We start from the raw sequence: 20,749 nt of genomic DNA on the forward strand, positions 1-20,749 counted from the left end.
ATATAGAGGGAGGTGTTTTTTATGCAGAAGCTGAAAAAATGGCAGCGCACAATAGGTGTTGTGCTTGTTTGTATAATTCTAAGTACGGTCATCTGGAGCATCCTGCCGAATTCAAATACATATTCGTTCACGGCGCAAGTCCTTCGTACTGGTTCGCGCGGAGACGACGTTTACGAGCTGCAAAGCCGCCTAAAGTATTTAGGATACTATCATGGAGCTGTAGATGGAATTTTTGGCAACCAGACGTATTGGGCGGTTCGCAATTTTCAATATCAATTTGGCATTACGATTGACGGTATCGTCGGCTCACAAACGAAAAACAAACTTGTTCGAGCAACGCCAAATTGGCAGCCGGAGCAAGGCTATAAGAAACAGGGCGGATATGTGCCAACCGCATACAGCATTAGCTCTAATGATATGAAGCTGCTGGCTAGAGCGGTTTATTCCGAAGCAAGGGGAGAGCCATATGAAGGACAGGTGGCGGTCGCAGCCGTTATTTTAAACCGTGTTGCCAGTGAGCTGTTTCCGAATACAATCTCCGGCGTCATTTTTCAGCCAGGGGCATTTACCGCGGTCGCAGACGGGCAATTTTGGTTAGAGCCCAATGACAGTGCCTACGCAGCGGCGAAGGATGCACTTAACGGATGGGATCCGACATACAATGCGCTTTATTATTTCAACCCGGATACGGCCACATCTGCGTGGATTTGGTCTAGACCGCAAATTAAGAAGATTGGAAAACATATCTTTACGAAGTGATTCCTTGAGCCTCCCCTTCGTATTCGTAGGACAATGTAAATATGTAATGAATGAGATCATCTGGACAAGGGGCCCAGATGATCTTTTTTTGAAGGTTGCAAAAGTCCTGTGTTATCAGCCTTTTTTTCGGCCTATGTCTAGTAACGGCACCCTTTCTATTCATTTCAAAGCATGGTATCATAATAAATAGATGAATCTCGGACATCGGGAAAAGGGGGACAAGAGGTTTTGTTAAAAAGAACGCTTGCCGGTATTTTTCGCAGTTTTGAACAAACGGGGGAAAAGGCCAAGGACCCACTCATGAAAACTAGATATTATAAAATGTCCAAGGATGCAGCTTGGGAACAGGTCATTTCGGCATTGAAAAAAATTCCTGGGATGAAGGTACTGCACGAAGTTCAAAATGTCGGGGAAATTGTTGCTGAGAAACGGACAATGACGGGAAGAACTCAGGATATTACAATTACCTTATTTAATATTAATCCGACAAAGACTGCAATCGATATTTATTCCGCATCCAGAGGCTCCCTAGGTGATTTGGGATCAAATTATCGATTGATTCTAACGATTTTCAAAGCAATTGATCGACAAATCGGCCAACATAAAATATAAAACTGCCGGCAAATGAACTCTTTACGTATGCTTTGAACAAAAATGAGAAATCAAAAAAGCGAGGACGGTGGTCCTCGCTTTTTGTCCGATTATTATATTTATGTAGCTCTTGAATCCAGTTAAATCAGCTGTTTAACGGCATTTACCGCAGCATCATAATCAGGGTGCTCCGTCATTTCACTTAAATATTGAACATAACGGATCTTGTTATCGGCGTCAAGGACGAAAATCGAACGCATATCCAGCGCCAATTCCTTGATGAATACGCCGTAATCCTGACCAAATGCTCTTGTTTTATAATCGGATAAGGTAACGACTTTATCCACTCCTGCAGCACCGCACCAGCGTTCTTGTGCGAATGGGAGGTCTACGCTGACAGTCAAGATGACCACTTGGTCCCCTAATTTGGCTGCTTCTTCATTGAAGCGGCGGGTTTGTTGGTCGCAGACTCCCGTATCAAGTGAAGGAACCACACTGATTAACTTAATTTTGCCGGAAAAATCGCTGAGGCTGACTTCGGTCATCAAATCCTTGTTTAATTTAAAATCGGGAGCTTGATCACCCACTTTAAGCTCCGGTCCGATCAGAGTAATCGGATTGCCTTTCAGGGTTGCAACACCTGTACGTTCTTGCGCCACAATGATTTCCTCCTTATAATGATGAGAATAGTTGGTACACCAAGTTCATTATAAGCTTTTACTCTATCCCTTTCAAACAAAGAAAGGAGCATGTCCATTATGATTTTTTTGCGCTATGAAAGTTTTAATGAATACATTCGCAAATATCCGGTAACCTCATTGTTTTTGCTGGCCAACATCGTGATGTTGATCGTCACCGTTTTCTCCGGAGGGCTCGGAAACCATTTTACGCTTATCCGTCTTGGGGCGCTCTATGACTTCACGATCGATAATGGACGCGAGGATTGGTGGAGATATGTCGCTTCGATGTTTCTTCATTTTGACGTACCTCATTTTTTGTTCAACAATTTTGCTTTATTTGTATTCGCTCCTCCGGTCGAAAGAATCTTAGGTCACTTTAAATATTTCTTGTTTTATATGGGAAGCGGGATTATCGGCAATTTAATCAGCGAAGGACTCCAAGTGGTCAGTAACGATTCTGATGCGTATGTGTCTGCGGGCGCGTCGGGGGCGATCTATGGGATCTACGGAGCGTTCTTGTTTCTCATCTTATTCCATCGCAATTTGTTGGATGAAGCATCGAGAAAGACGGTCCAGACCATATTAATTATTGGAGTGGTGTACTCCGTAGCAAGTCCGTTTGTAGGTGGACCTACGGTTAATATTTCTGCGCATTTTGGCGGCTTATTGGGTGGATTCCTTATTTTCGGAGCGTTCTTTCAAAAGACAAAATTAAAGTAGATGAAATGCCTCTGGGCAGTTGACAAACGATGCTTTCAAGGATAAGATACAACAGGCTGTGTAGGCCGGAAAACAGAACACGTTGGAGAGGTTAAAAAGTGGAATTAAGGCAGCTGCAGTATTTCGTGAAAGTGGCAAAAAAACAGCACGTCACCCATGCCGCAGAGGAGCTCCATATCGCGCAATCCGCGGTCAGTCGGCAAATCCATCAACTCGAAGAGCAGCTAGGTGTCAATCTCTTTCTGCAGCAGGGAAGAAATCTGCAGCTGACACCTGTAGGTAAGCTTTTCTTAAAAAGGGTAGAAGCGATACTTGCCGATTTGGAACGATCTATTCAGGAAACAAGGGAATTTATGGATCCGGAACTTGGTGAGATCAGGTTAGGTTTTCCTCACAGTATGGGGGTCCATCTCGTACCCATGGTCGTCTCCACCTTCAAGCATGAGCATAATAAAGTGAACTTTAAGCTGAAGCAGGGTAAATACGATCAACTCATCCAATCGGTGATGAAGGCGGAGACGGATTTGGCTTTCATTTCACCATTTCCAGAGAAGCACGATCACGTGACAGGAGATCTTCTCATTACGGAGGATTTATATGCGGTGTTCCCTCCGAAACACCCATTGGCACAGAAGGAAAGTATCAGTTTAATCGACTTAAAGGATGAGCCATTCGTTTTGTTCAATGAAGGTTTTTCACTGCGCAGTATCGTCATTGAAGCTTGTGCTAAAGCCGGATTTATTCCGAAAATCAGCTTTGAAAGTGATGAAACGGATACGATCCGCGGTTTGGTTGCGGCGGGAATGGGAGTCAGCTTGCTGCCTGAGATCGCTTTGAAATTTTCATGCACACCTCTGCAGCCGGTGCAGGTGAAGATCTCCGATCAAAAAGTTACGCGCACTGTCGGCATTATCCATCGTAAAAATGAAAAGCTTCCACCGGTAGCGGAAGTCTTCAAGCAATTCATCGTTCATTATATACAAGAGCATTATAGTAAATAAATCACAAAAAAAATCCTTCCAAATCGGAAGGATTTTTTGGTATGCGATTATTCGTCAGTCACGAGACTGCATGAAGATCATGACGAATTTCAGCAACTCCAGTAATGAGATCAGTGCAGCAGCGACATAAGTTAATGCGGCTGCATTGAGTACTTTACCTACGCCGGATTCCTCTTGATTGGTAATAAATCCGAGGGAAATCATTTGCTCGCGAGCTCTTGAGCTGGCGTTGAATTCGACCGGCAGCGTCACCAATTGGAATAGAACAGCTGCGGAGAAGAAAATAATACCAAGAAGTAATAGACCGCTGGCTTGGAACAAGAAACCTGCAATGAGCAAGAACGGTGCAATTCCCGATGTAAAGTTGACCAAAGGGAACATTTGATGTCTTGCAACCAGCATCGGATATCTCACTTTGTCTTGAATCGCGTGACCGATTTCGTGACAGGCGACAGAAATCGCCGCGATGGAGCTTTCATAATAGACGGGCTCTGACAGCCGGACAACCTTTTTGATGGGATCGTAGTGATCGGTTAAGGTGCCTCTGATGGGCTCGATTGGAATGTGGCTTAGACCGTTCATGTCCAGCATACGTCTTGCGGCTTCATACCCGGTCATGCCGGACGATGCAGCGACTTTAGCCCATTTATTAAAATTTCCCTTCACCCGAAATTGAGCCCAAAGTGAAATACCGAATGCAATAAAGATTAAGATGTCCATCGGATGAAAAAACACTTCAGCATTCCTCCTGTTAAATAACGGTTCATGATATAAATGACGGCTTGCGCGATTACATGAGGGGCCCTTTGCCTAACAGCAGCAAGATCGCTTCAATGCATGCCGCGCTTTGCGGAGTCAACACTTTAAATACGTTCTTCGCTTGGTTTGGTTTCAATTTCTCAATATAAGGGTGAATTTCTTTCAGTTCCTTCTCAAGCTGTTTCATATGGGCTTGAAGTGATGTGATTTTCCCGGAGAAGTGCTCTTCGCCGGACACCTTATCCAAACGATCCAAGATCTCTTTAATTTCTTCAAGAGTATATTTCTCTCTTTTTAACATTTCGATACGCTTGATGCGTTCCAGGGCGTCTTCACTGTACAATCTATAATTTGTATTTGTTCTTCGCTCTGGATGGAGCAGACCCTTCTTTGTATAAAAGTCAATTGTTCTTGAACTGACATCGGCTAAGCCTGCAAGCTGCCCTATTCGATACAGCGGCTTATTCCCATGAGACCCTCACCTCCGACATCAAAATAATAAATAAATGGTGTCACCTCTTATGATAATAGATTCGATGCAATACAGTCAAAGAAAACTCACATGATTAGGGCTTCGTTCAAAAACATTTCAAATATCCATCTTAATGATGATAGATCCTCATGTAATAAAAACTGCCAAGAATAATCAATTCAGTACAAGTTATATGCAATAAAGCACATTTTATTATATTTGCTGACATGAAATAATATAGATGGAAATAAAGTTAACAATCCGGATTGTTTAACCATTATGATGAATTAACGAACTAAAAAGCGGAAAAAGAAAATAATTTACGGTTTTTTCATCAGAAAAGTATTGTCAAAGATGATAACATTAAATATAATGACATTAAGGTTATCACATAACGTTATATAATATAACATCAAAGGAGAGGGTTAATATGGAACTAGGGTTAAATGCAATCTGGGTGATGCTAGGGGCAATCCTGGTTATCCTTATGCAAGGCGGCTTTATCATGCTGGAGGCCGGTTCAACTAGAATGAAGAACGCTGGACACGTTGCCGGCAAAACGATATTTACATTCGGCATTGCGTCATTGGTATTCTGGGCAGTGGGTTATGGATTAATATTCGGTGGTGACGGCAATAGTATCATCGGCTGGGGAGATTTCTTCTTTGACACACGCGCCGTATCGGAAGGCGATACTTTGCCGCCAACGATCCTGTTCTTATTCCAATTGGCTTTCGCAGGCGTATCGTTGTCCATTGCATGGGGCGGATTCGCAGAGAGAGGTAAGCTTTCGGTATATTTGATCTTTGCTGTTCTATTCTCTGCATTAGTTTATCCAGTTATCGCTCACTGGATTTGGGGCGGCGGATGGTTAGCTGATCATGGTAAACAGGACTTTGCAGGTTCGACAGTCGTTCACTTAACGGGTGCAATGGCAGCATTAGCGGGTACGATTTTGCTGAAGCCGCGGATTGGCAAATATAATAAGGACGGCTCCGCAAACGATATTCAAGGTCACAACCAAGTGTATACGACGTTAGGTGTTATTATTCTGTGGGTAGGCTGGTTTGGATTCAATGCGGCAAGCACATTGTCGGTGGGGGATGGATTCTTCGGCTTTGTCGCTGTTAACACTCAATTGGCAGCAGCAGCAGGTGCGATCGTAGCGCTGTTGGTTGCTTGGGCAGCAAGAGGGAAAGCGGACGTTCCGACGATGTTGAATGGTGCGCTGGCAGGACTTGTCGCAATTACTGCATCGTGTGCTTTCGTTGAAACTTGGGCAGCTGTATTAATTGGAGCGATCGCAGGCGTATTGGTTTACGGCAGCATGGTATTCTTTGAGAAGAGAAAAATTGACGATCCGATCTATGCTCTATCTGTACACGGTACCGCTGGCGTATGGGGAACGATCTCTACAGGATTCTTTGCATCTGATTCATTGGTTGAAGAGGTTGGCGTCGGTAAAGCTGGTCTGTTCTATGGCGGCGGCTTCGAGCAATTAGGCGTACAAGTGCTGGGTGTAGTAGTTTGCGGAGTGTTCGCATTCGTTGTATCTTACATTATTCTCGCAATTATGAAGGCAGTCATGGGTCTTCGAGTGAGCGAGGAGCAAGAAATTATTGGTCTGGATTTAAGTGAGCACGGTGCTTACGGATATCCGGAACAAATGAAGAAAGCAAGTGCTGACAGCATTCAAGCCTAAAGATTTGCTGCAATGAACTGAACTGATGGAGGATTTCATCTTCCTCCATCTAAAAATCAGGCTAGACATTTTGGGGAGGCTGAAAAGTCTTCCCATTATGTTATTTTTCTGACTAATCTAGAGCAGGAGGCATCATTCGAGATGCATATTGATGTAAAAGGATAGATTCAAGTCGGGCTGGATGATGGGAGGCTGGGAGCGTGGACGATCGGATATTCGAGAGGTGGATTCATCAAATACAGCAAAGCTCCTCGGCAGAGGATTTGTTAGAAATTAGAGAGCAGTTTCATATCGCTTCACTTCGGGAAGAGAATGAAAACATGACCTTGATGCAGGTACAAAGGGTGAATGATTTTCACGATGAACTGATCCGAGCATCCGTAAAATTCGCTGTAATGGAGATGGGAGAGGAACCGCCCACACCTTTTCAATTTGTGCTGTTTGGCAGTGGCGGCCGCAGCGAACAGACATGGTGGAGCGACCAAGATAATTGTCTGATTTATGATCACCCTGCTCAAGCAGATGTTGGATCGGTAGAGATTTATTATAAAGAACTTGGGCAAATGATTGTGAAGCAGCTCGAAGCTGCAGGTTATCCTCCATGTGAAGGTCAAGTCATTAGCAGTCACTCGATGTGGTGTTTGCATAGCGGTGTCTGGCAGGACAGGATGAATGAATGGATGAACGATCCCCATTGGGAGAATGTTCGATATTTGCTAATCTGCTGCGATTTGCGAATCATCTATACACATGGTACCCCCGCCTTTCATGCGGCAGCACCGCTTCACGATTATGAGGCTTATCACGATGGTCTGCTCCAATACTTTGTGGCTAATACGCTGAAGTACAAGGTGCTCATCAATGTGTTTGGCGGATTCATAAAAGAGAAGTACGGAACCGCCGCGGGCAGTATCGATTTGAAATATGGCGCCTATATTCCGATGGTGAACGCGATTCGGCTGCTCGCCCTCACGCATGGAATAAACGAGACGAATACGCTTAGGCGATTGGAGGGGTTGAAGCAGCTGCATGCCTTTCCCGTCCCGCTTATAGAAGAATGGGAAAAAGCATTCGAGTTTTTTCTGCTGCTGCGAATGAAGACGGACTCCATACTGGAGAATGGGATGTACAGCACGAACGGGATGCTTAAGCTGTCAAGCTTGTCTAAAGTGGAAAAGCAGCAATTAAAGAGCTTTTTAAAAACAGGGAATTCCTTACAAAAGCTCATTCGCAAAACCATTGGGATCGTTTCTTGAAGCATGGCAAGCCGGGATGAACAAGTTCGTGCGTATCGTTGGGAGTACTTGGGTGAAAGCGGATAGGAGGGAGCTTCGTGACAGATGACCGAAGAGCTTCCACAAATATGTGGAAGCTATACAAGATGGGTGGGATTACACCGGCGATCGCTGCGGCATTCGGTGATCATAATGCACAGCGTATGGCTTTTATTCGTTCGATGGTGAAGGAGCAGCGGAAAAGCTCGATATTAGAAACTCCGCTGGCCGAGCTTGAAGCCGTCGTATTCGATCTTGAAACGACAGGCTTCATGCCCCAGTCGGATGAAATTATTTCGATTGGGGGCGTATGGGTTGAGGGGGAACGCATATTAATGGACAAAACGTTTTATACGCTGCTTAAACCGATGCGTTCCATTCCGAATGATATTCAAAAGCTGACGGGCATTCGAGATGAAGATGTAAGTGAAGCCCCTACATTAATTGAAGGCCTGCAGCAGTTTTTGGCTTTCGTCAAAAAAAGAGTGCTTATTGCACATGGGACAGGGCATGATAAACAGTTTCTCAATGCAGCACTATGGAAAACATCACGTGTTCGTCTATCCCATACGGTTCTGGATACGATGCACATTGGAAAATGGCTGCAGCCGTCTCTGAAAAGCTTTGGATTGGATGAGCTGCTGAATGCCTATGGCATCCCGATTCACCATCGTCATCATGCACTTTCAGATTCATTGATGACGGCCCAGCTCTGGAAATGTTATATCGAACAGATGAAATTAAAGCAAGTCTGGACGGTCGGGGATTTATATGCGTATTTAAGCAGATGATCTAATCACGGAGAAAATGAAAAAAGAAAGGAACCGATGCGGATTCCTTTCTTTTTTAGATTGAACCTTTAAGTTAAGCATCGGCCAAATGCTTGTCTGGTTTGATTAAGAAAAACACAAGGCCAAGAGCAATGGCAGCAAGAATGGATACGGTGATAAATACGAATCGATCGGAAATAGACATCATCCATCCGAACAGCGGAGGGCCTGCTGCAACACCAAGAAAACGCAGGCTGCTGTAAAGGGAGGTGATCATTCCTCTTTGGCTTTTTTGAACAGAACCGGTAATCATCGTGTTCAGACATGGCAGAAGCAAGCCCGTACCGATACTGCTGAGTGTCAATAAACCGATGAAGATGTATATGTTCGTGTACAGGAAAATGCACAGTGCGAGTGCGATGGTGCTTACTGCAAGACCGATGAGCATCAATCTTCTCATCAGTATGCCGTTTTTCTTAATGACGCTCCCCGTAATGTAAGAGGTCGTGACCATACCCATCAGCGGTATGGCCAGCACTAGGCCTTTGATGACGCCATCAATGCTGTAAGGCTTCTTTTCTAAAATATCCGATAAATAAAACAGCACCCCGAACAGCACAAACAACCCTAACGAACCGGCGAAAAAGGAGGTAATGAGCCAACGTCCTTTTTTCTTCATGATGTCGCCGATAGAATGGACATATTGTGAGAGGCTTTCTTTTTCCTTTTTCTTCTTCGGCTCATGCAGTATAAAAATAACTGCCAGCAGGGCAACAAGACAAAACAGAGGAAACGCAAAATAAGCGGCGTACCAAACAATTAACGCAAGGAGTGCCCCGAGAATAGGACTGATTACCTTGCCCGTACCATTCGAGGCTTCGGTGATACCGAGTGCTTTACTTTCCGTTGCGCCTTTATATACGTCTCCGACATAAGCCATTGCAATGGGGGCCGTACCTGCGGCTCCAATGCCCTGCAGTGCTCTGGCCGTAATGAGCAGCCAATAAGAATTCCACACCGCTCCAAAACCTGCAAGTATACCTGCTAACCCATAGAGGATAAGAGATGGGATCATCACAGCTTTCCTTGAGAATCGATCGGATAAATAGCCTAAGGCGGGAATGAAAATACCTGCCGTCACGGAGAATAAGGTGATCACCAAACTCGTTTGGAATTGGGAAATACCCATTTCCCGCTGCATGTCGGGCAGGATCGGAATGAGCATGGAATTGCCAAGAACCAATACCATCGGAACAGTCGCAATCGCGAAGAATTCCAAAGCGTGCCCTTTGGCGGCTTTTTTCGATCCTTTGGAAGTCTTGGGTTTAGACTTTTCTTCTGCCGCCGAATTGGAATCCCCCTCCATGTGACTGTCGAAAAAAACACGAATGGGGCGTTTTTTTTCTTTTTGCATTGGGTAGGCTCCTTCTTGAATGGATGCTGTTAATTTACCCCATGGAACAAATGACATACGTTTTGAATTTTGGCAAATAATAAGCTATGATGGTACTGATTAGCTCAGGCAGGAGAGGTGACCCTATTGAAGAAAAATATTGCGATATTGCTCGTCATCATCTGCTTGGCAGGGATCGCAGTATATCAAAATTTTAATCGCGCCGATGCAGTGGTACTTCCTAAGGAACATGCACCGAAAGTCGATTTTTTGGCTCCGACCTTCTCGCTAGAAGGAATGGATGAAAGGGCGTATCAGTTAACGACGGGAACAAGAGATAAGGCGCTTCTCATCAATTTTTGGGCTTCCTGGTGCGGACCCTGTGAACAAGAAGCGCCAGAGCTTGTTAGGCTGTATGAGAAGTATTCAGACAAGCTTGATATTTATGCCGTGAATGCGACGAAATACAGTGACACGGTGGAGGATGCTAAGGCATTTGCCGAAAAATATGAATTTCAGTTTCCGGTTCTTTTTGATCTGGATGGTCAAGTTTCGGAGATGTACGATGTCTATGCATTTCCCACAAGCTTCCTTGTGAACCCAGACGGTGTCATTGAGGAGATTATATACGGTTTTCAATCTGCGGAACATTTGGAAAGCAGTGTGAAAAAGCTGATCGATTAAGCGGCAAAAAAGCTGTCCTAGAAGGACAGCTTTTTGAATGTTCAGCCGAATGATAGATGAATACATTGATGAAGTGCTCCGAGATTTAATGATTAAGCAGGCCAGCACGCTCTACGACGTGTTCTTTCCGACTTACAGCCGATTTACCGATCAGCGCGTAGGTCAAGCTGTCGACAAGAGCGTTCCAGCTTGCTTCAATGACGTTCTCAGATACACCAACCGTGCTCCAGCTGTTTTGCGAGTCGGATGTTTCCACCAGAACGCGCACTTTAGCCGCGGTCGTGTCTTTCTCGTCAATGACGCGCACCTTGTAATCGGATAAGTACATCTGCTCAATATCCGGGAAGAAGTCAACAAGCGCTTTGCGCAGTGCGTTATCCAGCGCGTTCACCGGTCCGTTACCTTCAGCAACAGTGTAAATTTCCTGTTGATTTACCAGCAGCTTCACGATGGCTTCCGAACGAACATTTGCATCGTCTTTATGCTTTTCCACTGCAATTTTAAAGGAATCCACTTCGAATACTTCCACTTTCTCACCGGAAGCTTTACGGAGCAGCAGCTCCAGCGAAGCATCCGCTCCTTCGAATTGATACCCTTGGTGTTCAAGTTCTTTAATATCTTGGATAATACGTTTCGTTTCTTCGTTCTGCAGGTCCAAATCAAGTCCCAGTTCCTGTGCCTTAAATACCAGATTGCTTTGTCCCGCTAATTCGCTGACAAGTACACGCTGTTTGTTCCCGACAAGTTCAGGCGCAATATGCTCGTACGTCTTAGAATGGCGCAAAATGGCGGATACATGGATGCCCCCTTTATGGGCAAAAGCCGCTGATCCGACAAACGGTTGATTTAGAGGCATATGCACATTTGCAATTTCACTCACATACCGTGCCATTAGAGTAAGCTGAGAAAGCTGCTCAGGCTTGACACATGTATATTTAAGCTTTAATTGCAGGTTAGGAATAATGGAGCAAAGGTTGGCGTTGCCGCATCGTTCACCGAAACCGTTCATCGTGCCCTGAACCTGACGCGCTCCTGCCTGAACCGCAGCGAGGCTGTTGGCAACAGCCAGCTCACAGTCGTTATGGGCGTGGATGCCGACAGGCGTATCCAAGACTTGAACGACATGACCGACAATTTGGGTGACTTCCTCCGGCAGCGATCCGCCGTTCGTATCGCATAAAACGACCCAGTCTGCTCCGGCATCGGCAGCGGCTTTGATCGTCTGTAAGGCATATTCCGGATTGTTCTTATATCCGTCAAAGAAGTGCTCTGCATCATAAATCACTTCTAGACCGTTTTTCTTTAAATAAGCGACTGAATCAGAAATCATGGCCAGGTTTTCTTCTAATGTCGTCTGAATGGCTTTATGAACATGGAAATCCCATGATTTTCCGAAGATCGTTGCTACGGAAACACCAGATTCCAATATTTTGTTCAGGTTCACATCCTCTTCGGGCGGTATATCCTTCCGGCGCGTACTGCCAAAAGCAGTAATTTTCGCGTGCTTCAGCTTCAAGGCTTTGACCTGTTGAAAAAACTCGATGTCTTTATTGTTGCTGCCCGGCCATCCGCCTTCGATATAATGTACACCAAACTCGTCTAGCTTCTGAGCGATTTTTAATTTATCTTCAACAGAAAGAGAAATCCCTTCTCCTTGTGTACCATCCCGCAATGTCGTATCAAAGATTGTCACTTGGTTGCTCATGTCTTCCCCCTCCGGCTCCGCCGCCGATATGTACAATTTTTAAAATATTATAACATGTTTTATTCGAGGGGGAACATATTTTTACGCTCTCCTTGACCGATTCGTCCTTATGCATGTATGCTTTTGACATATGTAAGCAAGCCCTGAATATGAATGTTTATATAGGAATGGAGGTATCATGATGAATGGGAGTCATTCGTTCATAAGATATTTCGCGCGGGCGTTTTGGATGCCGTTCTCTCGGTGCGGCTTCCATGACCTCTCATATACAAAGCCGATTCGTAGAACATGGCACATGGGGATGCGAATAAAGAGATGCTGAAGGATGTTCATCGATATTACCCCGTATCTGGAAGGGTTATTCTTCATATTGATATGAATGCCTTTTATTGTTCCGTCCATGCAGCGGAGGAGCCGGAGCTGTACAGAGGAAAGGCCTGTGCCGTATCAGGAAGCGTAGAGCAGCGCAAGGGGATTATCGTCACCTCTTCGTATGAGGCGAGAAGGCGTGGAATTCGTACAGGTATGCGTGTCTCGGAAGCTGTTGGAAGATGTCCGGATTTAATTCTCATTAAACCTAATTTTGCATTGTATCGGAAATATTCCGAGAATTTTTTGCGCATGGTGTATGAGTATACCCCGCTCGTAGAGCCCGTTTCGATCGATGAATGCTTTGCGGACATCACGGGTTCGAAGCAATTCGGTACGCCGCTCGAAATTGCGCAGCGGCTGCAGGAGCGGATCGGAAAGGAATTAAGTCTTCCATGCTCCATTGGCGTTGCCCCGAATAAGCTTCTGGCCAAAATGGCTTCGGATATGAAGAAGCCGAATGGGATCACGGTTTTAAGGAAAAGAGATGTGCCCCAGGTACTTTGGCATAGGCCTTGTGCGGAGTTGTTCGGTATCGGGCAGAAAACGGCGGCGAAGCTGAAGAAGCTGGGCATTACGACGATTGGACAGCTGGCTGCCGCCGATGAGAAATTGCTGCAAATGCATTTCGGCATCGCCGGTCCAGATCTGAAGCGGTCTGCGAACGGACTGAACGACACACCGGTCAAAAGCGAGAAGGAGCCCTCCAAATCGATCGGACATACGACGACACTTCCTAAGGACGTGGAACGCAGGGAGGATGTTCGCAGAATATTTCTGAATTTGGCCGATCAGGTTGCAAGAAGACTTCGCCGGCAGGGGCTGCTTGCACAGGTGGTGCAAATAACGATCAGGGAACCCAATATGAAAACATATACGCGTTCTGTGACCATGAGTGAACCGTCGGATAATAGCCAGGATTTTTTCGCTAAGGCACTTGAGCTGTATGACAAGCATTGGCCGGAGGGCAAACCTGTACGGTTACTGGGGGTCACCCTTCAAAGCTTAACCGATAAGGAGCATTCTCAGGTACAGCTGGATTTGTTTGATTACGAGCAGGCACCTAAGAAAGAAGCATTAAATGAGGCGATGGACCGGCTTCGCGATAAGTTCGGGGAAAGCGCGGTATTGACCGCTGGAATGCTTGGTGATGATCCATCCTCTTTACTAAGAGACCACAAATCTAGGGGCACTTCGCTGCAAAAGGACTTTCTGAAATCGATGGAGTGGGACTCCGAATAAACTCCAGCATTCCGTACAGTTATGGATATCATTGAAGTTTAGCCGGAAGTATATTATATTAAAATATGGAACGCAGGTCTTAGCGGAACAATACGGATAGGAGGATACATTTACATGGCAAAATATACATGGGTAGAAAAAGATACTTGCATCGCCTGTGGAGCTTGCGGAGCGACAGCACCTGATATTTATGATTACGACGATGAAGGGATCGCTGAAGTGATTTACGAAGGCGATAATAATAGAGGAATTACCGAGATTCCAGAAGATCTTTATGACGATCTGCAGGATGCGGCAGACGGCTGTCCTACGGATTCGATTAAAGTTGCTGATGAACCGTTCAATAATTAATTTATTCTTGTCATGATCTATATATACATCCAAGATCTGCCGCCACAGCAGGTCTTTTTTTGTTTGAGGGTTGTTCCTAATAACGAGGTGGACATAGATGGAGAAGAAATTTTCACATTTAAAACAGTTTGTGAAAAAGCATCCGGAAAACAAGATGGCATGGTATTTGCTGGGCAAGGAATATTTGCAGCGGGGTCAGGAGGCTAAGGCCGCATACTGCTTCGCGCAGTCCGGCGAAATTTTTGAAGCGTATGAAGCTGTAGAATTCGGGATCAAGGTGGAGGATATTCAAGCCGCGAGCAAGGAGGTAGAGGCTGCGCCCGGCCCCAAGCGCAAGAAATGGACAGGCATTGTAAAGAAAACCATCGCGGTGCTGCTGCTGTTTCTTGTTTGCATTCTGCTCCAGGATCCCTCAGTATCAGATCCATATAGCCAAGGCCCGCAGCAGGACAATCCCCAAACGGCGCCTCCTCATTCGGCGCAGGAGCCGCAGCCGCAGTATTTATATATTGATCATACGTTAAATCCATACGCGGAATCGTGGATGAATGAGTTTTATACGTTTTGGAAAGAGACGAAGGATGACGGCAATGAGTGGGCAGTGATCGCGCCGATCAAGCAGACGGCCGTACATTGGCTGCAGCCCGGTGATCTGCAGGTCGTTGTTTCGGGAACGGCGGCGGATCAAATATCGTCGCTTCAAATCGAGTCTCATCATCCGATCTTGTGTGATTGTGAGACCGGTCCGTTTCCATTGGAGGAGCAGGTGCTCAGCGAGTGGAAAGCGATTCAGGAGGACTGGCTTACAGCCAAATCGGCGGTTCACCATTATGAGCAGTTGAATGGAGTGAAGCCAAGCCAGCCGCAGGATTTGCTTGGAGACTATCCAAACAATCTCATATCTGGCTTGACGGATTCGCTCGCAGAAGCTGTTAATCTGGTACTATCCAATGACCAGTCTAATCCTGTATGGGAAACCGAGCTAAACACGTCCGCTTCGAATGGACAAGACCCTAGAAAGGCAAAATTCACCCTCGACCGGAGCATGCCAGAGCTTGAAATCATCGTAGACAAATCCAATCATCGCTTGGCGCTCGTCAGCGGCGATATGGTGCTCCGCAATTATCCCGTCGGACTAGGAGGCGATCGAACGCCGGAAGGGGAATTCGAAATTACGGAGAAGGTCGTTAATCCGAATGGGAGGTCAGACGGAGATTTTGGCAGCCGGGGAATGACGCTGTCCGATACGTTATATGCGATTCATGGCACCAATGAACCGGAATCCATCGGTAAGGATGAGTCATTGGGATGTGTTCGGATGGAACAGGAAGATGTCGAGGAGCTCTTTGCAATGGTGCCGCTGGGCACGAAAGTCACCGTTGTGAATGACGGCAGTTTGCCGGAAGAGATCATACGGGGAGCATCGCCATACAAGCTGCCATCCCAGGTAGAAGAGACGAATCCAACGAAGGTGTACCGATGGTTAAATTAGTTAAACGATGAAGAAAGGGCACACTTTGGAGGCTGAGCCGAAATATGTGTCGTGGTAATAAGCTGTAAATAGAACAAGGGGGTCCATGTCCATGTGGGCCCCCTTTGACATGGTTATCTTGGATGCAGAATGCTAGTCCAATGCAAGCAAAACGGATAGAAGAACAACGATTCCTACAAAAATACCGCCTGTTATGTAGATTGCTTTCTTGTTGACATCCTCCTGCTGAGGCTTATGCTTAGGCTGCTGTAATTTTCTTCTGGCCATCGTATGCATCCCCTTTTATAAAAGATGATCGGTTTCTTCTCCACCATTTTATCATAGGGCTGCTCTCGTGAACATGATGTGAGTTACGGCACTCTTTCAAATTCCCGATGTTCAATGTTTATGCCTCTTCCATTTTAATTCAATTACGGATAAACTGATTAACAGTATAAAGAACGGAGGAATATATGCATGCTGTATCGCCGAATGATCAAACCCATACTATTCAAAATGGACCCCGAGAAGGCACATCATCTAACCATCGGCGGATTGAAGGCAGCCGGCAGCATACCCGGTGCGCTGGCAATGCTTGGGGGAATGTACGGATGGAAAGTGGACGAACGTCTGGCTTCGGAAGTGTGCGGCATTCGATTTCCGAGTCCTGTCGGGTTAGCTGCTGGATTAGATAAAAACGGACAGGCTGTACCTGCTTTTTCACGCATCGGCTTTGGCTTTATTGAAGTCGGTACCGTAACGCCAAAAGGACAACCCGGCAATGAACTGCCGCGGCTGTTTCGACTGCCGCCGGACGATGCGTTAATTAACCGGATGGGCTTTAATAATGATGGGGCGGATAAGATGGCCGACCACCTTCGCAGACTAAAGCAGCGTACGGTTCCCGTCGCAGTGAATATCGGCAAAAACAAGCTGACACCGAATGAAGATGCCGTTTCGGACTATCGTGCCTGCATTGATACGCTGTTTCCGTATGCGGATTTCTTTGTGGTGAATATCAGTTCTCCGAATACACCGGATTTACGGAAGCTCCAGCATGGTGAACAGCTGTCTGAGCTGCTCAGCGCTGTCTGTGACGAAATGAGAACCCAGCATCAAAAATATGCTCAAACACCTAAAAAACCGATTTTCGTAAAAATCGCGCCAGATTTGAACGAAACGGAATTAAAGGATATTATAGATGTTGTCTCGAAATCAGAGATTTCTGGAATCATCGCAACGAATACGACCCTCTCTCGCGACGGACTTCAGCATCCGAACGCGACGCAAGCCGGTGGTTTGAGCGGCAGACCTCTCACAGCGAGATCGACCGAGGTCATACGCACGATATTTCAGGCTACGGACGGCAAACTGCCGATTATCGGAGTGGGCGGAATTTTTAATGCGGATGACGCATATGAGAAAATACGGGCCGGGGCCAGCCTGGTAGAAGTGTATACCGCATTAATCTATAGAGGTCCAGGGCTGCTAAAGGAGATAGGTCAAGGGCTTATTCGGAGGCTGGAACAGGATGGCTTCAGCCGCATTTCCGACGCTGTAGGAGCCGACTTCAGGTAGCTTCAAGACAGGAGGTAGATCTATGGACGGAAGGGATTGGAGTAAGTTTTTGCTTCCGTATGAGCAAGCAGTGGAAGAACTGAAGGTGAAATTTAAAAACCTGCGCTCAGAGCTAAAAAAACGAAACGAATATTCACCGATCGAATTTGTTACCGGCCGGGTGAAAAGAATTTCCAGCATTTTGGATAAAGCTCAGCGCTTGGATGTCCCGATGGATCAATTGGAATCCGGTATCGAGGACATCGCCGGCATCCGTATTATGTGCCAATTCGTAGAGGACATTAAGACGATCGCCGATTTCATCCAGGAGCGGGAAGATATGTCCGTCGTTTATATAAAGGACTATATTAAAAATAAAAAGGAAAGCGGATATCGCAGCTATCATATCATTGTTAAATATCCTGTCCAGACTGCGCTGGGCAGTAAAGAAGTACTGGCAGAGATACAAATTCGTACACTCGCGATGAACTTCTGGGCGACGATTGAGCATTCGCTCAACTATAAATATAAGCAGAGCTTGCCGGATGAATTGAGAATGCGGCTTAGTAAAGCGGCGGAAGCAGCCTTCTTGCTGGATGAAGAGATGTCCAGCATTCGCGATGAAATCATGGAATCACAGCAGCTGTTTGAAGACAAATCGCTCATCGTTTCCAAGCTGCTTAGTGACATTCAGGAGCTGTATTTTTTCCGTCGGGTGAGAGAAGCGGTTGCCTTTCAATTTAAGTTCAATGAGCTGTGGGAAAGAGAAGATATGTGGGGATTGAAGATACTGGCTAGTGAAATTCAGCATGCGCTGGAGGATGCCAAATCTGGTAAATCTAAGGATGCGAATACCTGAATAGAAATAAATGCCGAGACAGAATCTTGGCTCCCTTCATACAAAAAAGAAGCTGCTGTCTTGGCCGACAGCAGCTTCTCTATTACCCGGCTTCTTTCACTTGCTGTAAAAAAGCCTTATAGTCTTCGATGGTTTTTTGATCAGCTTCTGAGTTGTCACCCAGCAAACCATTTTCATAGCGAGCGACTTCTTTACCATCCGCAAAATGAATCAATGTCGGTGTGGAAGTGATGTATTTATCAAATGCGCTCGGATCTTCCCAAACGTTATATTGGAGAATAGAAACGTCAGCTTCTTCGGCAAGATCCATGATTGTAGGCGTCGTTTGCTGGCAGTAGTAGCATGTTGGAGAGAAGAAATAGACCAGCATATCATCGCCGTTTTCAAGCTTTTGATTAAAGTCGGATGGGATAATGATATTTTGGTAATTTTCATCATCCAGCTGCTCTTTTGTTTCAGTCTTCAGCTTGTCCGGTGTCGTTTTGTAAAGCTCCATGGCTTTTTCTTCATACTTCGAATTGGCCGCCTTTTCTGAGAAAACGTTGACAGCGTACAGACCGCCGAATAACACAATGATAATACCTAAATAAATGGAAAGCTTCTTCATGTACTGCACCTCACTATATTTCTATTTGCAAACAGGTTCAAACGTGGTTTTCTCCTGCAAAGTATTATAAACTATTTGCATCAGCGAGGTAAAGAAAGTCAAACAATCGTAAAAATTGCACAAGGAACGGGCTTTGTCTTTGAGTCCATCGGAGATGGACGATGATGAGATTGTTTTCTTGAGTGAATGAAAGGAGCGGTCTTCTTGAGCGAGGGTAATCCGCAAAGGCTCGATAAAGTGTTAGTACATATGGGCTGCGGGAGCAGATCAGAAATTAAAAAGCTCGCAAAGCAGAAACAAATTGAAGTGAACGGTCAAGTCGTGACAGATACGGGGATGAAGGTTAACCCTGCACAAGATCAGATCACCGTATGCGGTAAGTTCGTTCATTACCGTGAATTTATATACATGATGCTGAATAAACCGCAGGGCGTTATATCGGCGACGGAGGATGCTCGTGATCGTACGGTCTTAGACTTGCTGGAGCCGTGGGTGCAAGCCTTTCAGCCATTCCCTGTCGGCCGTCTGGACAAGGATACGGAAGGCTTGCTGCTGCTGACGAATGACGGCAAGCTGGCGCATGAGCTGTTATCTCCGAAAAAGCATGTCGAGAAAACCTATGAAGTAGAGGCAGCGGGGGAGCTGACAGAGCAGGAGATCAGGCAGCTGGAGGAAGGAATCACATTAGATGACGGTTACGTAACGCTTCCCGCTAAAGCTCACATTCTCAGCGCCGCGGAAGGAACGACTAAGCTTCATTTAACGATCACGGAAGGAAAGTTCCACCAAGTCAAACGGATGCTTCGCGCCGTAGGCAGCGAAGTGACATTTTTAAAGCGAATCTCCATGGGACCGCTTCGGCTGGATGACGCACTGCCGATCGGCCATTACCGCGAATTAACCGATGAGGAAATTACAGCGCTAAAAGAAAGGCGGCAGACAAGTGACCTATAAATTGATTGCACTGGATGTAGATGGAACGTTAATTACAGATGACCATAGATTAACCGAACCGACGAGGTTGATGCTTCAAAAGCTGCACCGAGAAGGAAGGACCATTGTGCTGTGCACGGGCAGAGGGCCGATGAGCGCTTTGCCGATTTTAGAGCAATTAGGCTTTGGTAGTGTGCTGATTACTCATAATGGGGCGCTCACTTTAAGCTCGGAAGGTCCAACGACGATTCATCAGTTTTCTTTTCGGTATGAGGACATTCGTCCAATTATCGATTACTGCAGACAAAAAGGAATCCACTTTGACATCAATACGGCTTTTGAAATGTATGTGGAGCAGATGCCTGAAAATGCCGAGGAGATGTACGGGAAATATTTTGCCATGCCGCAAATGGCTGAGCATTTAGATGACATGATCAATGAGGAATGGGTGAAGTTTACGGCTTTCGGCCCACCGGAAGAGATGGATCGAATGGAGGCGGATCTTAGGCGCTTGTATCCAGAATTAGCTAGGCTGCGCATGATCCGCAGCGGGGTCTCATTCATCGATATGATGCACAAAGAGGCGACGAAAGGAAAAGCGCTCGCGCAATACTGCAAATCGGCGGATGTGAAGCCGGAGGAAGTCGTCGCGTTCGGCAATTATTACAACGATGTAGAGATGCTTCAGTTCGCCGGCCTCAGCTATGCGGTTGATAATGCGCCGGAGGAAGTGAAGCTGGCCGCGGATCGGGTGACCCTCAGCAATAACGATGACGGTGTATTCGCCGCGCTAAAGGCACTTTTCCAGTAAAGTGAAGGATATGTGCCGAAATTCAGGAAAAGCTATGGT

The 20,749-nt window shown here is 46.0% G+C and carries 22 protein-coding genes; 15 read left to right on the top strand and 7 right to left on the bottom strand.

Annotated elements, in window-relative coordinates; all coding sequences use genetic code 11:
* The first annotated feature begins 21 nt into the window (after window positions 1–21).
* Window positions 22–759: a spore cortex-lytic enzyme gene (gene sleB, locus ACFPXP_RS18045; protein ID WP_379895771.1), complete on the top strand. Its 738-nt coding sequence runs from the start codon at window positions 22–24 to the stop codon at window positions 757–759.
* A gap of 228 nt (window positions 760–987) precedes the next feature.
* On the top strand, window positions 988–1,371 hold the full coding sequence (locus ACFPXP_RS18050; RefSeq protein WP_379895772.1) for a DUF1499 domain-containing protein: 384 nt from the start codon (window positions 988–990) through the stop codon (window positions 1,369–1,371).
* Between the two features lie 119 nt (window positions 1,372–1,490).
* On the opposite strand, the gene tpx is transcribed toward ACFPXP_RS18050, so the two are convergent.
* Window positions 1,491–2,009: a thiol peroxidase gene (gene tpx / locus ACFPXP_RS18055; RefSeq protein ID WP_379895773.1), complete on the bottom strand. Its 519-nt coding sequence runs from the start codon at window positions 2,007–2,009 to the stop codon at window positions 1,491–1,493.
* A 99-nt stretch (window positions 2,010–2,108) separates the two neighbouring features.
* On the opposite strand from tpx, the gene ACFPXP_RS18060 reads away from it, so the two are divergent.
* A complete protein-coding gene (locus ACFPXP_RS18060) occupies window positions 2,109–2,750 on the top strand; it encodes a rhomboid family intramembrane serine protease (RefSeq protein ID WP_379895774.1) in 642 nt (213 codons plus the stop codon).
* A 98-nt stretch (window positions 2,751–2,848) separates the two neighbouring features.
* Entirely contained in the window at window positions 2,849–3,751 is a 903-nt protein-coding gene (locus ACFPXP_RS18065) for a LysR family transcriptional regulator (RefSeq protein WP_379895775.1), read from the top strand.
* A 54-nt stretch (window positions 3,752–3,805) separates the two neighbouring features.
* On the opposite strand, the gene ACFPXP_RS18070 is transcribed toward ACFPXP_RS18065, so the two are convergent.
* Complete coding sequence (locus ACFPXP_RS18070) at window positions 3,806–4,486, bottom strand: zinc metallopeptidase (protein WP_379895776.1); 681 nt, start codon at window positions 4,484–4,486, stop codon at window positions 3,806–3,808.
* A 55-nt stretch (window positions 4,487–4,541) separates the two neighbouring features.
* The gene (locus ACFPXP_RS18075; protein ID WP_379895804.1) at window positions 4,542–4,967 is read right to left on the bottom strand and encodes a MerR family transcriptional regulator; all 426 of its coding nucleotides are present in this window, start codon (window positions 4,965–4,967) and stop codon (window positions 4,542–4,544) included.
* A gap of 445 nt (window positions 4,968–5,412) precedes the next feature.
* Between ACFPXP_RS18075 and ACFPXP_RS18080 the strand changes: the two genes are divergently transcribed.
* The 3 genes from ACFPXP_RS18080 to ACFPXP_RS18090 all read left to right on the top strand — a co-directional run bounded on the left by ACFPXP_RS18080 (window position 5,413) and on the right by ACFPXP_RS18090 (window position 8,749).
* Window positions 5,413–6,684, top strand: coding sequence for an ammonium transporter (locus ACFPXP_RS18080; protein WP_379895777.1), 1,272 nt, complete (start codon window positions 5,413–5,415; stop codon window positions 6,682–6,684).
* Window positions 6,685–6,884: 200 nt separating this feature from the next.
* The gene (locus ACFPXP_RS18085; protein WP_379895778.1) at window positions 6,885–7,940 is read left to right on the top strand and encodes a putative nucleotidyltransferase substrate binding domain-containing protein; all 1,056 of its coding nucleotides are present in this window, start codon (window positions 6,885–6,887) and stop codon (window positions 7,938–7,940) included.
* Window positions 7,941–8,017: 77 nt separating this feature from the next.
* On the top strand, window positions 8,018–8,749 hold the full coding sequence (locus ACFPXP_RS18090) for an exonuclease domain-containing protein (protein WP_379895779.1): 732 nt from the start codon (window positions 8,018–8,020) through the stop codon (window positions 8,747–8,749).
* Between the two features lie 73 nt (window positions 8,750–8,822).
* Here ACFPXP_RS18090 and ACFPXP_RS18095 read toward each other — a convergent pair whose 3' ends face one another.
* Window positions 8,823–10,142 carry an MFS transporter gene (locus ACFPXP_RS18095; RefSeq protein ID WP_379895780.1) on the bottom strand — a complete coding sequence of 440 codons (1,320 nt, stop codon included), beginning with the start codon at window positions 10,140–10,142 and terminating at the stop codon, window positions 8,823–8,825.
* Between the two features lie 126 nt (window positions 10,143–10,268).
* On the opposite strand from ACFPXP_RS18095, the gene ACFPXP_RS18100 reads away from it, so the two are divergent.
* Complete coding sequence (locus ACFPXP_RS18100) at window positions 10,269–10,805, top strand: TlpA family protein disulfide reductase (protein WP_379895781.1); 537 nt, start codon at window positions 10,269–10,271, stop codon at window positions 10,803–10,805.
* An 85-nt stretch (window positions 10,806–10,890) separates the two neighbouring features.
* Here the strand turns inward: ACFPXP_RS18100 and cimA are convergent, their stop codons facing one another.
* Window positions 10,891–12,510, bottom strand: coding sequence for a citramalate synthase (cimA, locus tag ACFPXP_RS18105; protein ID WP_379895782.1), 1,620 nt, complete (start codon window positions 12,508–12,510; stop codon window positions 10,891–10,893).
* Window positions 12,511–12,828: 318 nt separating this feature from the next.
* On the opposite strand from cimA, the gene ACFPXP_RS18110 reads away from it, so the two are divergent.
* The 3 genes from ACFPXP_RS18110 to ACFPXP_RS18120 all read left to right on the top strand — a co-directional run bounded on the left by ACFPXP_RS18110 (window position 12,829) and on the right by ACFPXP_RS18120 (window position 15,964).
* Window positions 12,829–14,121 (top strand): DNA polymerase IV, encoded by a 1,293-nt coding sequence (locus tag ACFPXP_RS18110; RefSeq protein ID WP_379895806.1) that lies wholly within the window; start codon window positions 12,829–12,831, stop codon window positions 14,119–14,121.
* A gap of 114 nt (window positions 14,122–14,235) precedes the next feature.
* Window positions 14,236–14,472, top strand: a complete 237-nt coding sequence (locus tag ACFPXP_RS18115; RefSeq protein ID WP_379895783.1) for a ferredoxin — start codon at window positions 14,236–14,238, stop codon at window positions 14,470–14,472.
* 97 nt (window positions 14,473–14,569) lie between these two features.
* Window positions 14,570–15,964 carry a L,D-transpeptidase family protein gene (locus tag ACFPXP_RS18120; RefSeq protein WP_379895784.1) on the top strand — a complete coding sequence of 465 codons (1,395 nt, stop codon included), beginning with the start codon at window positions 14,570–14,572 and terminating at the stop codon, window positions 15,962–15,964.
* Window positions 15,965–16,096: 132 nt separating this feature from the next.
* Here the strand turns inward: ACFPXP_RS18120 and ACFPXP_RS18125 are convergent, their stop codons facing one another.
* Entirely contained in the window at window positions 16,097–16,231 is a 135-nt protein-coding gene (locus tag ACFPXP_RS18125; RefSeq protein WP_379895785.1) for a hypothetical protein, read from the bottom strand.
* Window positions 16,232–16,420: 189 nt separating this feature from the next.
* Between ACFPXP_RS18125 and ACFPXP_RS18130 the strand changes: the two genes are divergently transcribed.
* Entirely contained in the window at window positions 16,421–17,521 is a 1,101-nt protein-coding gene (locus ACFPXP_RS18130) for a quinone-dependent dihydroorotate dehydrogenase (RefSeq protein WP_379895787.1), read from the top strand.
* 22 nt (window positions 17,522–17,543) lie between these two features.
* Entirely contained in the window at window positions 17,544–18,359 is an 816-nt protein-coding gene (locus ACFPXP_RS18135; RefSeq protein WP_379895788.1) for a GTP pyrophosphokinase, read from the top strand.
* 82 nt (window positions 18,360–18,441) lie between these two features.
* Here the strand turns inward: ACFPXP_RS18135 and ACFPXP_RS18140 are convergent, their stop codons facing one another.
* The gene (locus ACFPXP_RS18140; protein ID WP_379895789.1) at window positions 18,442–18,966 is read right to left on the bottom strand and encodes a thioredoxin family protein; all 525 of its coding nucleotides are present in this window, start codon (window positions 18,964–18,966) and stop codon (window positions 18,442–18,444) included.
* 204 nt (window positions 18,967–19,170) lie between these two features.
* Here ACFPXP_RS18140 and ACFPXP_RS18145 point away from each other — a divergent pair, with 204 nt between their 5' ends.
* Both ACFPXP_RS18145 and ACFPXP_RS18150 read left to right on the top strand, forming a co-directional pair.
* Window positions 19,171–19,920 (top strand): pseudouridine synthase, encoded by a 750-nt coding sequence (locus ACFPXP_RS18145; protein ID WP_379895790.1) that lies wholly within the window; start codon window positions 19,171–19,173, stop codon window positions 19,918–19,920.
* Window positions 19,910–20,710: a Cof-type HAD-IIB family hydrolase gene (locus ACFPXP_RS18150; RefSeq protein ID WP_379895791.1), complete on the top strand. Its 801-nt coding sequence runs from the start codon at window positions 19,910–19,912 to the stop codon at window positions 20,708–20,710. Before ACFPXP_RS18145 ends, ACFPXP_RS18150 begins: the two co-directional genes overlap by 11 nt.
* The last annotated feature ends 39 nt before the right edge of the window (window positions 20,711–20,749 follow it).

Source organism: Marinicrinis lubricantis (genome assembly GCF_042658665.1).
GTDB classification, from domain to species: Bacteria; Bacillota; Bacilli; order Paenibacillales; family KCTC-33676; genus Marinicrinis; species Marinicrinis lubricantis.

What these genes read in the sequence shown, in the direction of transcription:
- sleB (WP_379895771.1), top strand. Translation starts at nt 22, where the DNA reads ATGCAGAAGCTGAAAAAATGGCAGCGCACAATAGGTGTTGTGCTTGTT.
- ACFPXP_RS18060 (WP_379895774.1), top strand. Translation starts at nt 2,109, where the DNA reads ATGATTTTTTTGCGCTATGAAAGTTTTAATGAATACATTCGCAAATAT.
- ACFPXP_RS18080 (WP_379895777.1), top strand. Translation starts at nt 5,413, where the DNA reads ATGGAACTAGGGTTAAATGCAATCTGGGTGATGCTAGGGGCAATCCTG.
- ACFPXP_RS18095 (WP_379895780.1), bottom strand. Translation starts at nt 10,142, where the DNA reads ATGCAAAAAGAAAAAAAACGCCCCATTCGTGTTTTTTTCGACAGTCAC.
- cimA (WP_379895782.1), bottom strand. Translation starts at nt 12,510, where the DNA reads ATGAGCAACCAAGTGACAATCTTTGATACGACATTGCGGGATGGTACA.
- ACFPXP_RS18115 (WP_379895783.1), top strand. Translation starts at nt 14,236, where the DNA reads ATGGCAAAATATACATGGGTAGAAAAAGATACTTGCATCGCCTGTGGA.
- ACFPXP_RS18120 (WP_379895784.1), top strand. Translation starts at nt 14,570, where the DNA reads ATGGAGAAGAAATTTTCACATTTAAAACAGTTTGTGAAAAAGCATCCG.
- ACFPXP_RS18125 (WP_379895785.1), bottom strand. Translation starts at nt 16,231, where the DNA reads ATGGCCAGAAGAAAATTACAGCAGCCTAAGCATAAGCCTCAGCAGGAG.
- ACFPXP_RS18130 (WP_379895787.1), top strand. Translation starts at nt 16,421, where the DNA reads ATGCTGTATCGCCGAATGATCAAACCCATACTATTCAAAATGGACCCC.
- ACFPXP_RS18135 (WP_379895788.1), top strand. Translation starts at nt 17,544, where the DNA reads ATGGACGGAAGGGATTGGAGTAAGTTTTTGCTTCCGTATGAGCAAGCA.
- ACFPXP_RS18140 (WP_379895789.1), bottom strand. Translation starts at nt 18,966, where the DNA reads ATGAAGAAGCTTTCCATTTATTTAGGTATTATCATTGTGTTATTCGGC.